Below are 15,581 nucleotides of genomic sequence, written 5' to 3' on the forward strand. Positions count from 1 at the left end.
CTTCACACGACCATCCGATCTGCGGTACCTTTTTGCGGCGATCCGGTCTGGATACGGGCAATGGACTCTCGGTCTGGTGGCTCTGACGCTCGATGTACATTTTTTGAGTCCACCACGTGGGACGAGCGAATCGAACGCCACGTTGGCCGAGTCTGGGATCTCGAAACTGCACTCCGAAAAACGATCACCGGCGATATCACCCAGCGGATCGACACGATTGCTGCGCGACTTGATACCGATCCGGAATCTCTTGCGGTGACTCCTGTGGGTGAGGTACTGACGATGGGTGGCGCTGATCAACTCGAATTGTCGCTATCTCAGCTCGCAACTGTCTGGCGTGACGAGCACTCGTGGTTGCCGTCGACGTGTCCACACGACGCCGTTCAGCAGGAAGATCGCTGTTGTTTCCACCTTTCGCCAGAAGAGACTGCGGCGGCAGGAATCACACGGCGCGATGTGACTGACGCAATGGTAGACGCTCTTGATCCTGATACCGGACGTGAATCCTGTTTCGTCGGAGCTCAACTCGCGGTGCTAGACCTCAGCGGTGTATTCATCTCTCAATCGGATACTCGACCAATCGACTTTCGGCTGGCAACAATCGAAAACTCGGTCACGTGTGCTGATGCGACGATTGGACCGCCACTGACGCTGCTCGGAGCCGAGCTTTGTTCTGAGGAGTCAACAGACACGACGACTGGTGAGGCGGCGAATCGCTATGTGAGCGTCGACGGGGATATTGATTTCTCAGGTACCACATTCAAAAATAGTGTCGACTGTAAGTACGTACAGTTCGACAGCTCAGTCACATTCAACGGTGCCAAATTCCGTGATATTGCGATGTTCAATAGTGCCGTCTTCGCTGATCAGGTTGAACTCTGGGCGACTGTCGAAGGAAAAGCTGACTTCACGCGGGCGACCATCCAGGGGACCGCACAGCTCCGGGGAACCTACAAAACAGCGGCAATCTTCAATTATACAACCTTCGAGAGCGATGTAATTCTGTGGAACAGTACATTCGGTGGGAAGGTGGAGTGTCTCGCGACCGAATTTTGCGGGCCTGTTGATGCTGCCCATCCATCTTTTCAGGGGGTCGTGCGCTTCTGTGAGACAACATGCCACGAGCCAGTTACACTTCGATCGGCTACTTTCGATGAGATAGTACGGTTTCGCCGGCTACAGGCACCCACAACTGTGATCGATCTGCGCAAGGCAACCCTTACAGCGGGGGTTGTCGAACAGTCAACGCCACCTGCCTACTTTGATTTGGCCAATGCAACTGTTGGTGCAGTCGAACTCACTGTCGCGGATGGGGTGTCGTTACCAGAAAACCCACTCGCGTATCTTCATATCAACCGAACGGCTTTTGACGGATTTGACTTCAGTGCCCACAGCCACGTTCTGAAGCCGACATGGCAGCTTGACGGACTTACAGAGGAGTGGCCGGGGACGGTAGCTGGAGCCGATCTCGATCGCGTGGAGCAGTACGCTCAACGAGAAGAGACGTATCTCCGAGCGAAAAGTGGGGCGACTGATGCAGGCCACAACAAGGCAGCATCCGAGTTCTTTGTTCACGAAATGCGCTCACGACGCAAGCAGCACGCAGCGACTGTCCGACAGCGCTGGGCGGCGCTCCGTACAGAAGCCGAGATCGTTCCATGGGTTGTGTACGCCCCGGTCGTCGGTACTGCTCGAAGTATCGGTGATCTTGTTCGGCAGCTCTCGCCGACTCGGACACGGCAGCCGACGTCGACGACGCCAGCATGGCTCGCCGGATATCGATGGGTGAGTAACGGCACGCTTGGACTCATCACCGGGTACGGTGAGCGTCCCCAGCGTCCAATTCTCGCATCGGTGGGGACAATCTTCCTGTTTGCCGGTGGTTATCGACTCTTGGGGGTGACACCGCCCGTGGAAGGACGGCTTGGGGTTGGATACCTCCTCTTGAGTCTCCAGTCGTTCATCACGTTCATTTTGGGAGCGAGCCCGGTTGATGCTGGCTTCGGGCCACAAATCATGAGTGCGGTGGAAGGCTTTCTGGGAGCGTTTCTGATCGCCGTGTTCGTGTTCGCGTTGACGCGATCGATTCATCGGTGATGAAGTTATACAGAGCGCGAAGTGATTACCGGAACATGGCGGTACAAACAGCGGAAGCGGTAGGGGTGTCGCTGCGTGATTGTGAGTTGGCACGCGGAGGCTAGTGGCTGGAAATTTGGCGTGGGTCGAAAAATCGATTCAGGAGGGTTCTTGTGAAACCAGATGTCGTAGACTGATCACAAAATTTGAGCTAGCGATCGTCGAGATACTGTGTGATGTATAGGTGGAGATTCTCGAACGGCGGTCGAAAGACTTGGAAGCCGCTGTGCTGGTCGTCGCCATCATCTCTGGATTGTCGGATTCGAAATGACACCGGTAGCCGGTCGCGAGATAGTGTTTCGAGTCGACACCGTCAACGTCAGCTGTCTCATAGACGTGTTCGTACGTGTCGAGACACTCGTCAATGAGACGGGTTGGCCGAGTTCTACCTCGGCAACGCGGTGGACGGCGTCAGTGCGTGGTTCGTTTTTGAATACTGTGCCTTCGGGCACGAACCACTCGCCTTTCGCGGGTTCATACTCCCGTTTCCCTAAGAGCACGCCCTCATCGTGTTCAATCAGGAGATCGACCGAGACGAGCGGGACGTTCGCGACGATGGTCTGCCACTCGTCGTCGGGGATCCATCGATCGTGTACGTCGTCGGATTTGTTCGGTGGGTCGGACACCACGTGAGTCCCTCATACACGATCCCGTCGCGGCGGTCGATTGCCCGACGGCCATCAACGACTACGGGCGTCCGCATGGCATCAAATTCGTCGTCGAGGACCGTTATCTCCGCCCAGTCAGTCACGACGAGGGCGGCAGCTGCCTCGGATAGTGCTACTTCGGGGGTATCAACGTACTCGACCTCGGGGAACCGCCCACGCAGGGTCTCGATCGCGACCGGATCGTAGGCGACAATCTCAGCCCCGCGTGCCTGGAGTCCCTCGATGACGGGGATTGTGCGGCTGTTGCGGATGTCGTCCGTGCCCGGTTTGAACGCGAGGCCGAGCACTGCGACCCGCTTGTCGGCGACGTCGACGTGGTCGTCCATGAGTGAGAGCAGCCGGGTGGGTTGGCGGTCGCCGACTATATTCGCGCGTATACCTTATTCAGCCAAGCCTACAGAGATTGACACTGCGCATGTAAGTCCGCGTACGCCATACGGCGGCGGATTGCTTATAAAACAACCCCCCGTTTCCCCTGTTGATATCGTGACGCAGCACGATACGCCCAATCCCGTCTGGTGTTTCGCTGGATACACAAATTAGTGTGAGAGTGATAAATCTGGAAATTTTATTCACAAAATCTGATGGTGTCTCTGTAGAGCTACTCTAACGCCATCTTTGAGGCATCTGATACTAGTGTATAATAGTGTCGCAAAATTCAGTCGATCTACACCAATATCTCTAGAACGACAGCTTGGTGAGGATCTAACCTATTTAAAAGAAATCTCACCTCTGTCATTATTTTGAAGTATTTCTATCTGATGGCTGTCCCTTCAGATGCGGCGTACTCCACGATCGCGTCATCGGTCACTTCCGGACCGAGTACAGAGATCTACCGGGGGTATACGACATCGTGAACGTCACCACGGAGTGAGGAGACGTACTCTTCGGGCACATTCACGTCGGCGAGAATTCGGCTCACGACTACGCTGCGTCCTCAGTCGATCCCGCGTTCTCGCCGCGGAGTTCGTCGACGAGTTTGCGCGTCTGTCGCCCGCCGTCGCGACGCATCCGTTCGGCCTCCCGCTCATCGTCCTCGAACGCGTCGCGGTGTTCGGAGTAGTGCGCGAGCGCGCCGAAGAGGTCGCCCATCGAGATTCCGTACTCGCCGGCGACGACGTGTGGATCCTCCTCGGCATCGATCACGCGCCGCTTGAGATCGCGGACGGTGATCCGCGTTCCCTCCAGACGCGGCTCACTGGAGCGAATCGCCTTGTCTCGCACGATCGAGGGCATACCGGGGCGTACGGGTGATATCGGCTTAGTCTTTCGGGGGATACCGACCCCATTTTAGTACGAGCAGTTGTGATGTTTTCCGAGACTCTCTTCGCTTACCACTCGCCGTCGATGGCGCGCTGATAGGCTGTTTCTGCTTGCTCGGCAATCGCGTCCCAGTCGTACTGGCGGGCGTGTTCCACCGGTGATGTCGGTGGACGTGTACCATCCAATGCGGCGTCGAGTCGCTCCGTGAGCGCGTCGACCGTGGGCTCAACGAGAAAGCCCGCGTCGGCGATGACCTCGTCGGCAGCCGACTCCGGGTGATCGGCCGCGATGACGGTACAGTCCGCGGCCATCGCCTCCAGGAAGGTGATCCCGAACCCCTCGCGGGTGCTCGGCGAGGCGAACACGTCAGCGGCGCGCATGTGGCCGAGCACATCCTCGTAGTCGTCGAGGAAGCCAAGGAACTCGACGCGGTCCGGGTGAGCGAGCGCGTCGCGCTTCGCTTTGAGCCGGTCGCGCTCGGGGCCGTCGCCGATGATCCCGAGCGTGGCGTCGTGCTCGGCGGCGACCGCGTCGAACGCTTCCAAGAGCACGTCGACGTTCTTGTGCTCGATCAGCCGGCCCGCAAAGAGCACGTCGTAGCCCCGATCGGGAAGCGGCGCGGCGCGGACCTGCTCCACGTCGATCCCGTTCGGGACGATGTCGATGTCCTCGCGGTCGGGCCCGATTGCGGCGAGGCGGTCGGCCGTGATCGCCGAGATCGCGGTCGGGTGTTGGGGAGTGAGCGCGGTGACGCGCTCGGTGACCTTTCCAAAGGGCGCGAGGCGTCCGAGGTACTCCGCCCAGTAGTCGCCCCACACCTCGTGCCAGGTCGTGACGAGGGGCGTGTCCGTCCGCAGGCTCGCGAGCTTCGTCGAGAGGACCGGGAAGTACGGGAAGACGCTGGCGACGACCACGTCGTGTTCGTCGTTCCGGAGACGCCTGCGGAGGGGCGGGAGCGCCCGGGCCGCGAAGTCGATCGCCTCGGTGATGGAGCGCCGGTCCTCGGCGTAGAGGTCCGCTTCGGGCGCGACCGCGCGGAGTGTCATCCCCTTGTGAGTGATCTCCGTGGGCCCGTCCCAGAAGTGCCGGCCGTACACGGTGACCTCGTGGCCCCGATCGGCGAGGCGGGTGCCGATCTCGTGGATGCGCTTTTCGGCGCCGCCTGTTATATATGGATAAACAACATTAGTTACACACGCAATACGCATCGTGTCATCCCTCAGTTTGTGATAGTAATACTGTTTCGATGGGAATATCCGCAAGAATTTTAATCCAAATATCAAACATATATTGGTGATATATTACCTATAGTGAATAATTATGTGTCGTGATTAGCTCGAAATGTCATCTAATACTCGATTTTTTGAAAAGAAAGTCCAATTAGCAGTTCTCTACGGATGAGACAAGTAACCGTTGCATCGTAGCGATCGCAAAGTGTTTCGGAACTGGCGACTGTGTTCCGTTATCGGATGGACACCAAAAAAACCGTAGTGACCTGGATATTAGTCGTCGCTTTATTGATTTCTATCCTGGGAATAGGGTATATTTCGACATATCCACCGTCTGCGGCCGATCCGTACTCGGAGTTCTATGTGCTTAGTACCGAAGGGGACGCCGACAATTACCCAAGAAATCTGTCGGTTAACACGACCGGAACAGTAATTGTGGGTGTAACGAACCACGAGCAACAGGACATGACGTACACAGTAGTGACAGAGCTAGACAATAACACGATTGACCAACAGCAGGTCCGGATCAACAACGGTGAGACTTGGGAAGAGAATGTGTCGTTTACCACTAGGGAATCTGGTCGGCAGAAACTACGGTTGTTACTCTATAAAGGTGGATCAATATCCGGGAAGCCATATCGGTCGCTCCGGTTGTGGCTAAATGTGTCGACAGGATAGAATTATAGGAAGGGTGGCACTGTCAAGTTAAGACAGTTTGAGAAGTGAGCAGTTCTTAGTTTAGGTGTTCATGCTCAACCAAGAACTGCTCACTGAGACGCTAGAGACGACGAATCTTGAATGTTGGGAGCGTGAGCGGACGGCGACGCCCGTCAGGGCGTTTGCCGTCCGGCTCCACGCGACCGGTTGTTCTCTCAGAGAAACACAAGAGATTCTTCGACTCTTTGGTGTTGAACGCTCTCATCAAGCGATCTTTCAGTGGGTACATCGAGTTGCTGATAGCATTGGCGACCCGCCGACGGCGAAGCTGTCAAGGGTCGCTGTTGACGAAACTGCTATCAAAATTAACGGTGAGCTGTCTTGGCTATATGCTGCAATAGACATCGAGACAAAATTAATTCTCGATGTCCAGCTATTCGGACGACATGGCACCGATCCAGCGGCTGCGTTCCTCGCTGGTCTCCGTGAGAAACACGATCTCTCTGACGCCACGTTTCTCGTCGATCAGTTCGGCTACCGGACTGCCCTCTCTCGATTAAAATTGAACGGTCAGGTTGACTACACCGACCGAAACCTGATCGAAAAGTGGTTTCACACCCTCAAGATGCGAGTTGACCGTTTCCATAACTCGTGGGTGGGCAGTCAGGCAAGCGTCCGCGAATGGCTTGAGTAGTTCGTACACTATTATAACCATCAACGTCCGCATCAATCACTCGACGATCGAACGCCAGCTGAGGAGGTGCTAAACTAGACAGTACCGAATTGAAATGATTCAAAATGAGGCTAGACCCGTTCTATTAAGTACTTTCGCAGAGAATCTTCGGTATATCTGAAAAATGGATGTTAGCATAGTTATAACAACGTACAAGCGAAATGGTCCACTTCGGGAGGCTATCGAAAGTGCACTCAACCAATCGCACAAACCTGCAGAAGTGATCGTTGTTGATGGTAGTGGTAATGAATATGCCGAACCTGTGGTAAAGGAGTATCCCCAAGTGAAGTATCTTCCTCAGGACCACGACCGTGGCGTTGCCTCAGCTCGTGATGATGGTGTTTCCGCCTGTTTATCTGAGTATGTCCATTTCCTTGATGACGATGACTCTCTCAAAAAGCGAGCGGTTGAAGCTAAACTTAATAAAGCACGAGAATCTGAGGCTGGTGTCGTGTATTCGGGATTAGAATGGCACAACGGTCATTCAGTACTTCCTGACGATGAAGTCCACGGAGATGTTCTCCAGACGGCACTAAGCTTCGCGATGGCACCATGTATCCCCTCAACGATGTTGATCCGCGGGGACATACTCAAAGAGGTGATCCCAACGGCTGAACTCCCAAATGACGACGGTGCAATGAAAATTGAATTGGCACGTAGAACGGAGTTTGAATTCATCGAAGAACCCCTTACACTTCGTGGAGATAGCGATAACTCGCTTGGAGGGTCAGAGGTACTCGTCAAAGAAAGATTTGAGATGATCGATTATTATGAAGAATTATACGATGAGAAAACCCGACAAGAAGCAATGATACGCGCCCATCTCCTTGCAGCAAGTACCAAGTATAACCGACAAATGTGGTCGGGAGACTCTATTCGACATCTTCTTTCAGTTAACCGACTTGCACAGGGCATTCAATTAGAATATATCGCTGCATTAGTGCTTTCGTTATTTGGTCGGCCAGGGTGGGAGTTTGGTCGATCGATTCAAAACAAGTATCTGATGGGAGACTCCCATCAAGGAACAATCGACAGCTAATAACTATCTTTCATAGATAATATTATAATTTCTTGGCTCTGTAGTTTCGCTAGACGCGAGGGCTACGACTCCGTTATTGCTGTAGAAAGCGAACAGACAGATCGGTGTGACATCCGAAATCCGTCTCTTCACGCGTGTTACGGTGGCTAAGGCTAAATCAGTTGTCGCTAATCCGGACGAACCCGCCGACCCCAGCGGGGGAGGCGGGTTGGCCGAGTGGGCGATGCTCACCGTGTATGCACTCCGCATTGAGTTGGGCAAATCCTACCGCGTTGCGGTGGATTTGCTCTCAGAAATGCCCGGCGTCCTTGAAGAGATCGGACTCACTAGACTTCCACACTACACGGTGCTTCGCACGTGGTTTGAGCGGATTCCGACCAGGACGTGGCGTGCGTTTCTCGGCGCGTCAGCCGAGAAACGCACCGGCCACGCTGCTATCGATTCGACTGGCTTTGATCGTGATCAGCCCAGCCGCCACTACGCTAACCGCACGAACTACCGCGTTCGAGCGCTGAAAGTCACGGCTCTCGTGGATGTCGAGACGCTGTACATCACCGACATCCACTCGACGACCTCAAAGAAACACGATGCGAAGATTGGCCCGCAGGTCGCCCGGCGTAACGCCGGTGACCTGCGGAGCCTCGCTGCTGATCGCGGCTACGACGCCAAAGCCTTCCACGATGAACTCCGCGAAAACGGCATCAGACCGCTGATTAAACACCGAACGCTCTTGTTTAGCACATTGTTGATTTCAGAGAGACGCTTTGACGGCGTGTTTGAGCGCTTGTCGTCCGGGTTTGCGGTAGAGTTCTCGTCTGAGTTGAAACGCTCGGAGATACTGTGTGAGGCGATCTTTTGAGATGCCTCGATGCGGCGAGAGCCACCGTCGCGCCAGCGACGCGTGGCTCTCGCAGGTGTTCACGTGGACCGTGTCGTCGGCGGATTCACCGTCTCCGTGAACGACGTATTCGCGGTCGAATTGCTCATCTTCTTCAAGCGGATCGTACGCGCAAAATCCCTCGGTATAGACCGTGAGAGGCTCCTGCTGGCGGTCAGCCAGCAGGAGCCGGATCGTCGATTCGTCTGCGGATTTCGCCGGCACAACGTACCGTTGCTCAGTGCCACGATCCACGAGGACGAACACGGGCGGTTTGTCTTGCTCATACGTTCCGCGTCCGCATCGAGAGAGGCCGCGAGAGCGCAACCAGCGGTCGCGCTCGCGGCCTTTCAAGCCGGCAGAGACGTAGACTCATCAATTTCGACTGGGCCACGGAAATCGAGTGACGGCGCGTCGAGCGCTTCGGCGAAGCGCTCGACACGCCTGTGGATCGTTTTGTAGGTGACTTCTATTTCGCACTGTAACTGCCAGTGACTGGTGTTAAACCGCAAGAACGCGTAGATCGAGAACAACCATTTGCGGAGTGCGATCTTCGAGTGAGCGAAGATTGTGCCGGTCTTATCATTGAACGTGCGGTCGCAATCCTTACACAGATACCGCTGAAACTGCCCATAGCTGCCGTTTCTGACCGTTCGGTCAGAACGGCAGCGAGGACAGGAAACACCGTCACGCCAGCGAACCTGCTGTAACAGGTCCGCTGCGACCGATTCCGACCCAAACACATCCAGCGGAATCATTCGTGTCGGACACCGCTGACGCGGTGTCCTTGTCCTCTTCGACTCGACAGCAGCAGCTCAGCAGTATCAACAATCTCCTACAGAAGAGCGATGCTGCTGAAAGCCACCGTCTACAACCTCCGTCGGAGCGTCCGATATCCGTGAAATCCGCCTCTGTGTACCGAAACCACAGAGCCAAAATATTAATACGATGTCGGGATAAGTAGTTTTTATCACAAATGGATGTCTGCCACTTTATAAATACGTTAGCTCATGCGGGAGCAGAAAGAATTGTCTATGATATAATAAATAAGACTAATAATGATAACATCAAATATGATGTTTGCTACTTTGGGGTAGATCATGACCGTAGAGAGGATCTTGAAGAACTTGGAATTGAAGTAACGTCATTTGATGCTAATTCGTTATTAGATGTTAGAGTAATACCTAGGGTAATCTCACATTTTAATCAAAATGAGTATGATCTGATTCATCTGCATCTCCCACATGCTCGTTCGATTGGACGGATTGCTGGTACCATATCTAACTCCAGAATTATTAGTACGTATCATAATATTCCTTCTCAATTCCATCCGGTGATTAGGGCAGCTGACAAAGCAACAGTATTCGCCGATAATCGGACGGTATCTGTATCTAGGGGTGTTAAAAATGAGATGGTGGATTCTCACGTATATAGTATGAAAAAAATAAAAACAATAAACAATGGAATAGATATTGAAGAGCTAAATAAATTAATAAAATCATCTTCAATGAAAAAAGTTAAGGAAAAATTGGATTTTGAAGATAAATTTGTATTCTTGAATATTGGCAGATATGTAAAACAAAAATCACAGATCGATATTATAAAAGCTATGGAAACTGTTGTGAAATCTGAACCTAAGGCACATCTTATTCTTGTTGGTGGTGGGCCCTTGGAGAACAAACTTCGAAGTTGTGTTAAGGAATGTAATCTTTCATCAAATGTCTCAATTCTTGGGTTTGTTGAGTCTATTAATCCGTATCTGAGATTAGCAGACACCTATGTGTCGTATTCTCGTAATGAGGGGTTACCAATCTCATTACTTGAAGCGATGTCTGGGGGCTTACCAATTATAGCATCAGATGTACCTGGAAATAATGATGTAGTAAAGGACGGTAAGACAGGTTATTTAATCCCTCGTACAAATGTGTCAATACTGAGTGAAAGAATGATTGATATTATCCAGAGCGACGAGGCTTACACGATGGGACAAAGAGGTCTTGAGATGGCAAAAAAAAGGTTTAATGCTGAACGAATGGTGTCAGAATACGTTTCGGAGTACAAAATGTTGGTGGGCGATGAGTAAAAAATATTTTATACCAATATTTGGGGGAATAGATTATCGTCTTTCTAAACTATTCAGTTTGGAGGAAGATCTAACCACGGACTATCATGGCTCAATTGACATTAGTGTTTGTGAAAAGACAGAACCCGATGAAATTATAGCATCGATGATAACAGGTAAACCACCGCAAGAACACGGAATTCTAGGTTCGATGCACTATACAAATCCACTTGTGCGAAAAGTGGAAGAAATCCTTCCAGAGTGGGGAGAGATGTACCGGAGAAAGATATATACTAATAAAGGGTGGGACTTCTGCCGGCGAAGAAGGTATATAGAAAGTGAAATTGAAACATCGACTGTCTTCGATCAAAATATTTGTGCCAGGCCCTTATTTTTACCTTCGTACAATCCAGAAATCCAATGGCTTATTTTTCGTAATACAATTAGGGCAAACGAATATCCTGGACTAGGTGAAAAAGAATCCGAAAAGCTCATAGAGAAGAATTTTCAGTGGAGAAAAAAAGTACTTGAAAAAGAACTCAAGAGAGACTACGATTTACTCATGATCCATTTCCAATACATAGACTCGATACAACACGTATACTACGAAAATAACTGGGATATGGAAAAAGTGAGAAAAGCTTATGATCGGATTGGAAGTTATTGTAATGAACTAATTAAGAGTGCTAGCTCTAATGGATTCGATGAAACAATCATCCTCTCAGAGTACGGTGTACCATCTCGGACAGATTCCGGAGATTCACACCACAGAACACCATTTTATCCATCAACTACACCCCTTAGTGGAAAAAGTATAAATGTTGAAAATATCCTAAATCAGATCGAGCTACTATGAGCCTAGTTAGTGAACTATCCCGTACAGCTCACCACCCAAAATTACTGGCAAGAAAAGCCAACAGGGCATATTATACTCAATTTCGACGACGAGAATACAATAATAAGGGTATTGATATATTTGAGGAAGATTGGGATAATCTCATTTTACTTGACGCGTGTAGGTTTAATCTGTTAAAGAATAATAAAGATATAATTACGGGAAAACTTGAATCAAGAATTTCACGAGGTTCGAGTACTGTAGAGTTCCTGCGTGGAAATTTCAAAAATAAAAAATTACTTGACACTGTTTATGTAAATTCTAATCCACAACTCCATCGACACCGTGATGAAATTAATTCCAAAATATTCCATGTAGAAAATGTCTGGGAGAACAATTGGGATAGTGAGAAAAAAACGGTTTTACCGACTACCGTTACAAATGAAGCAATGAAGTTGAGTAAAGAGTTTCCTGAAAAGAGATTTATAGTACATTACATTCAACCACATTATCCATTTATTGGCGACAAGCCTAGCGACTTTGATAATTCTCAAGCGTTTTTGAAACCGGGAGAAGCCGGGTCATGGACACAGATATATTTGGGGGAGATCTCAGTTGATACTCATTCTGTTTATAAATCTTATGAGCAGAATTTGAGAATATGTTTAAACCAAGTCAAAGACTTACTAGACGAACTAGTCGGGAAGACAGTAATCACCTCCGACCACGGTAATATGCTGGGTGAACGGAGCTCTCCTATTCCAGTTAGAGAATGGGGCCACCCAACTGGAATTTACACACCAGAACTAGTCAATGTACCTTGGTTGGTGCCACCCTTTGATAAACGCAAAAAAGTTACTACCTCTCAACTCGTTTCAGAATCTAATCCAAATAAAGCCTCTAGTGTTAATAGTAGACTTCAAGATCTTGGCTATCTTGAATAATGGTTGAAGAAAGTCAGCAGAGAACTGACATTAGTTCTATTCTATCAGGAGGAATTTTAGTATCGGGGAGCAAGATCATATCGATCACGGTCGGATATCTTGTTCAAATCGCTATGGCACGATTTTTAACAGAATCCGGATACGGCCAAGTGATATTAGTCTTAAGTATAATTAATATGGCGACTTTTCTCGCAAACAGCGGACTAGACGATGGTATTATGAGAAAAGTTCCGATATATGAAGACGATAATGATAAATTATCTGGCGTAATATGGGCTGCACTTCAAATTGGATTTGTGTCAAGTATACTCATATCATTGGGCTTGTTTGTACTATCACCAATAATATCTGATCGAATTTTTGATATACCAGAATTATCTACTCTAATTAGACTGGCTGTAATCAGTATTCCCTTTACTGTTCTCACTGGTCTTACTATTTCCATATCTAAAGGAATAGGTGATGCAAAGCCTCATGCATATGTGAGGCAAATAGCTCGCCCTGTTGGCAGATTGTTATTTATTGGAGGATTAGTGCTGTTAGGATTTGCATCAGTTGGTGCAATTATTGGTCATGCCATAGCAATAATTACTTGCTTTTTTTTATCTGTCGCTCTTATCTGGGATCTCCTTTCGAACCTGAATTATCATGCCAAAGCTAGGTATAAGGAGATACTATACTTTTCAATTCCTCTGTTAGCCTTCCAAGGCGTCAACTTTTTGAACTCAAATATAGACATATATATGGTCGGATATTTTTTGAATTCCGAAGATGTTGGAATATATAATGTATCCCTACAAATTGGGAACGTACTCAACTCACTTATTTCAAGTATCGCATTTTTATTACCTCCTACAATGGCAAAACTTGATAAAAAAGAAAATTATGTGCGTATGATTCAGATATATAGAGATATTACCAAATATATGGTTCTGGTGGCAATCCCCATATTTATTTTACTTTTTCTATTCACTGAACCAATAGTCAGATTATCATTTGGTTCAAACTATCTCTCAGGCACAGAATCAGTTCGGATTATTCTATTAGGTAGTATGGTTTCGTTCATATTCGGACTACCAATACCTTCTTTAATAGGAGTTGGGAGAAAATATGTCGTGCTTTATATTACTATATTACAAGTTTCGGTAAACAGTATCCTTAATTATCTGTTAGTTCCAACATTAGGGATAACGGGAGCTGCGATTGGTCTCGCCGTGTCTACATTTATTGGAGGCATGGTTGCAATGGGCATTCTATACAACGAATTTGGGCTACATACCATCACACCTAAACTCCTATCAATTATAGTCAGTGCAATTCCGGTGTGCTTTATATATTATACTATACCGTATGATGGATTATTTAGTTTTGCTCTAATGGCTCCTGTAATATTCATATATTGTTTACTATTAGTAGCACTATTCATTAATAGTAGCGACATGGAACTATTGCAAAGTTTACGATAAAATGGCTCTGATGGGATAAAAGCCTGCAGCGTACGTGAAGAGACTGGAGTGGTCAAAGACGGCGACATTAAGTTAAGGTACGTGTTTACCCCGAGGTCCCGACAGCCGGCACAGCGTGAGCCCGTGAGATCATTTCATTATTGCTGACGACTCGACGAAGCTCTTCGTATGGATTGCGTCCCTGCTGGCGACGTGGCGCCAGCAGGGACAAGACCGTCTCGTGAACGAACATTCCTTGGTCATTACGGAGCGTTCCGATGATTTTCCGGAGAACTACTGGCTCACGAAGCGCGTTCTCTGCGGCATTGTTCGTCGGAGAGACCGCTGGCTCACCGACGAAGGTGAGCCAGTGGTCGAGACCTCCTTCGATCTTCCCGAGCAGTGTTGCCACTGGTCCGTCGGGTACTGACCGGTCAATCAGCGATTCAAGCCCTCTTCGCGCCACACGCTGGAGGTCTGCTCTCTCACGAGGACTTGGGTCTCTCTCCAGCCGGGCCTGGAGAGCGACGTATACCTGTCTGAGAGCCTGGTGGATCGGTTCACCTTCTGCCTGCTTTTCCGCGGCGTCTTCAGCCTCTCGAAGAATGTGCGCCCAACACCGCTGGAGGTTGCTGCTGAAAGCTGGGTACGCCGTCCACCCGTCACAGACGACCGTTCCCGCGAAGTCCTCGCCGAGGACTTCTGCGGGAACATCACTTCCACGACTCTCCCTGACCGCGTACAACGTGTGTTGGACGGTCTGAAACGTCCAAATCCACGCTTGCTCACCGTCGCGTTTGATGCCTGTCTCGTCGATGTGAACCACGTCAGCATCCTGAATCTCTTGACGGATCTCCTCGTACTCACAGCGACCGGCGCGCGCAGCGCGCTCGGTCGCGTGCCACGCGGATCCGACCGAGAGCTCGAGTCCGTGCAGTTGCTCGAAGCGATCAGCGATCTTCCGGTACGGAAGGCGGTGATCGTACCGTGACAGAGCTGATTGAGCGATGACGTTCACCCCGAACTGCCCCTCATCGGGGCAGTCGGGGTGTGTAGCAACTGTCTCTGTCCCACAGGAAGCGCACTGGTAGTAGTGGCGGTTGTACCGGGTGATTTCTGGGGGCTGCGGATCAGGGATCTCCTCGACGAGTCGGGGGCTGACGCCCACCGACTCGTCGAAGTGCTCGCCACACTCAGGACAACAGTCACAGGTGAGTTCGATTTCTTCGTCGGGATCAGCTGTAGAACGCCACTCCGGATCGTGACCGTCCTTCCGACCGGGAGTGCCGCCGTCAGTTCGGACATCGTCGTCTTCGTCATCCTGCGAGGTCGGGGACTCGTCGGTCCCTGACCGTCGCTTGCTGGGTGGAGTGTGCGGATTCTCGTATTTGCGAAGGCGTGTTTCGAGTTCTTCGATTCGCTCGTCCTTCTGTTTGAGATTTCCCTCTAGCTCGTCGATCCGCTCTTCCATTTGGAGAAACCGTGAGAGAAGCTCGTCTTTGCTGAGGTCGTGGCTATCCACTATGACCACCTCAGCGTTACCTCAGCAGCGTCACCGGGATGGTCTCCGACGGAGACCATCCCTGAAGAAGTTCAACTAGCCCTTGCTGAGGGTACATATCTCCCCGATTGGTCGCCTGCTACGAGACAGTGCCGAAATTCTCTGGGGCTAAACACGTACAAGTTAAGAATG

General features: G+C 50.4%; 10 protein-coding genes and 5 pseudogenes. 9 read left to right on the forward strand and 6 right to left on the reverse strand.

Translation table 11 applies throughout. The features are described 5' to 3' along the window. The first annotated feature begins 60 nt into the window (after positions 1 to 60). Positions 61 to 2,097 carry a hypothetical protein gene (locus ACODNG_RS05660; protein ID WP_434522777.1) on the forward strand — a complete coding sequence of 679 codons (2,037 nt, stop codon included), beginning with the start codon at positions 61 to 63 and terminating at the stop codon, positions 2,095 to 2,097. A gap of 190 nt (positions 2,098 to 2,287) precedes the next feature. Here the strand turns inward: ACODNG_RS05660 and ACODNG_RS05665 are convergent. The 4 genes and pseudogenes from ACODNG_RS05665 to ACODNG_RS05680 form a co-directional block, all read right to left on the reverse strand. Then, positions 2,288 to 2,762: pseudogene (locus tag ACODNG_RS05665) on the reverse strand (NUDIX domain-containing protein). Beyond that, positions 2,762 to 3,166, reverse strand: a pseudogene (locus ACODNG_RS05670) (UDP binding domain-containing protein); the annotation flags it as partial. The pseudogenes ACODNG_RS05665 and ACODNG_RS05670, both read right to left, overlap by 1 nt. 562 nt (positions 3,167 to 3,728) lie before the next feature. After that, positions 3,729 to 4,040, reverse strand: coding sequence for a DUF433 domain-containing protein (locus ACODNG_RS05675; protein ID WP_434522778.1), 312 nt, complete (start codon positions 4,038 to 4,040; stop codon positions 3,729 to 3,731). A 95-nt stretch (positions 4,041 to 4,135) separates the two neighbouring features. Continuing rightward, on the reverse strand, positions 4,136 to 5,275 hold the full coding sequence (locus ACODNG_RS05680; protein ID WP_434522779.1) for a glycosyltransferase family 4 protein: 1,140 nt from the start codon (positions 5,273 to 5,275) through the stop codon (positions 4,136 to 4,138). A 246-nt stretch (positions 5,276 to 5,521) separates the two neighbouring features. Between ACODNG_RS05680 and ACODNG_RS05685 the strand changes: the two genes are divergently transcribed. The 4 genes and pseudogenes from ACODNG_RS05685 to ACODNG_RS05700 form a co-directional block, all read left to right on the forward strand. After that, a complete protein-coding gene (locus ACODNG_RS05685) occupies positions 5,522 to 5,974 on the forward strand; it encodes a DUF1616 domain-containing protein (RefSeq protein ID WP_434522780.1) in 453 nt (150 codons plus the stop codon). Between the two features lie 70 nt (positions 5,975 to 6,044). After that, positions 6,045 to 6,725 (forward strand): annotated as a pseudogene (locus ACODNG_RS05690) (IS6 family transposase). Between the two features lie 85 nt (positions 6,726 to 6,810). Next, entirely contained in the window at positions 6,811 to 7,725 is a 915-nt protein-coding gene (locus tag ACODNG_RS05695; RefSeq protein ID WP_434522781.1) for a glycosyltransferase family 2 protein, read from the forward strand. A 106-nt stretch (positions 7,726 to 7,831) separates the two neighbouring features. Next, a pseudogene (locus ACODNG_RS05700) lies at positions 7,832 to 8,455 on the forward strand (IS5 family transposase); the annotation flags it as partial. A 21-nt stretch (positions 8,456 to 8,476) separates the two neighbouring features. Here the strand turns inward: ACODNG_RS05700 and ACODNG_RS05705 are convergent. Then, positions 8,477 to 9,360, reverse strand: a pseudogene (locus ACODNG_RS05705) (IS1595 family transposase). A 218-nt stretch (positions 9,361 to 9,578) separates the two neighbouring features. Here ACODNG_RS05705 and ACODNG_RS05710 point away from each other — a divergent pair. From ACODNG_RS05710 to ACODNG_RS05725, 4 genes are read left to right on the forward strand one after another with little or no spacing between them, the layout of a single operon-like run. After that, on the forward strand, positions 9,579 to 10,685 hold the full coding sequence (locus ACODNG_RS05710) for a glycosyltransferase (RefSeq protein ID WP_434522782.1): 1,107 nt from the start codon (positions 9,579 to 9,581) through the stop codon (positions 10,683 to 10,685). Beyond that, entirely contained in the window at positions 10,678 to 11,520 is an 843-nt protein-coding gene (locus ACODNG_RS05715) for an alkaline phosphatase family protein (protein ID WP_434522783.1), read from the forward strand. Before ACODNG_RS05710 ends, ACODNG_RS05715 begins: the two co-directional genes overlap by 8 nt. Next, positions 11,517 to 12,443 carry a hypothetical protein gene (locus ACODNG_RS05720; protein ID WP_434522784.1) on the forward strand — a complete coding sequence of 309 codons (927 nt, stop codon included), beginning with the start codon at positions 11,517 to 11,519 and terminating at the stop codon, positions 12,441 to 12,443. Before ACODNG_RS05715 ends, ACODNG_RS05720 begins: the two co-directional genes overlap by 4 nt. Continuing rightward, entirely contained in the window at positions 12,443 to 13,909 is a 1,467-nt protein-coding gene (locus ACODNG_RS05725) for a flippase (protein WP_434522785.1), read from the forward strand. Before ACODNG_RS05720 ends, ACODNG_RS05725 begins: the two co-directional genes overlap by 1 nt. An 85-nt stretch (positions 13,910 to 13,994) precedes the next feature. On the opposite strand, the gene tnpC is transcribed toward ACODNG_RS05725, so the two are convergent. After that, complete coding sequence (gene tnpC, locus ACODNG_RS05730; RefSeq protein ID WP_434523061.1) at positions 13,995 to 15,359, reverse strand: IS66 family transposase; 1,365 nt, start codon at positions 15,357 to 15,359, stop codon at positions 13,995 to 13,997. Positions 15,360 to 15,581 lie beyond the last annotated feature (222 nt).

The sequence above is a fragment of the Halorubrum sp. AS12 genome (assembly GCF_051122765.1).
Taxonomy (GTDB): Archaea; Halobacteriota; Halobacteria; order Halobacteriales; family Haloferacaceae; genus Halorubrum; species Halorubrum trapanicum.

What these genes read in the sequence shown, in the direction of transcription:
- ACODNG_RS05660 (WP_434522777.1), top strand. Translation starts at nt 61, where the DNA reads ATGGACTCTCGGTCTGGTGGCTCTGACGCTCGATGTACATTTTTTGAG.
- ACODNG_RS05675 (WP_434522778.1), bottom strand. Translation starts at nt 4,040, where the DNA reads ATGCCCTCGATCGTGCGAGACAAGGCGATTCGCTCCAGTGAGCCGCGT.
- ACODNG_RS05680 (WP_434522779.1), bottom strand. Translation starts at nt 5,275, where the DNA reads ATGCGTATTGCGTGTGTAACTAATGTTGTTTATCCATATATAACAGGC.
- ACODNG_RS05695 (WP_434522781.1), top strand. Translation starts at nt 6,811, where the DNA reads ATGGATGTTAGCATAGTTATAACAACGTACAAGCGAAATGGTCCACTT.
- ACODNG_RS05710 (WP_434522782.1), top strand. Translation starts at nt 9,579, where the DNA reads ATGGATGTCTGCCACTTTATAAATACGTTAGCTCATGCGGGAGCAGAA.
- ACODNG_RS05715 (WP_434522783.1), top strand. Translation starts at nt 10,678, where the DNA reads ATGAGTAAAAAATATTTTATACCAATATTTGGGGGAATAGATTATCGT.
- ACODNG_RS05720 (WP_434522784.1), top strand. Translation starts at nt 11,517, where the DNA reads ATGAGCCTAGTTAGTGAACTATCCCGTACAGCTCACCACCCAAAATTA.
- ACODNG_RS05725 (WP_434522785.1), top strand. Translation starts at nt 12,443, where the DNA reads ATGGTTGAAGAAAGTCAGCAGAGAACTGACATTAGTTCTATTCTATCA.
- tnpC (WP_434523061.1), bottom strand. Translation starts at nt 15,359, where the DNA reads ATGGAAGAGCGGATCGACGAGCTAGAGGGAAATCTCAAACAGAAGGAC.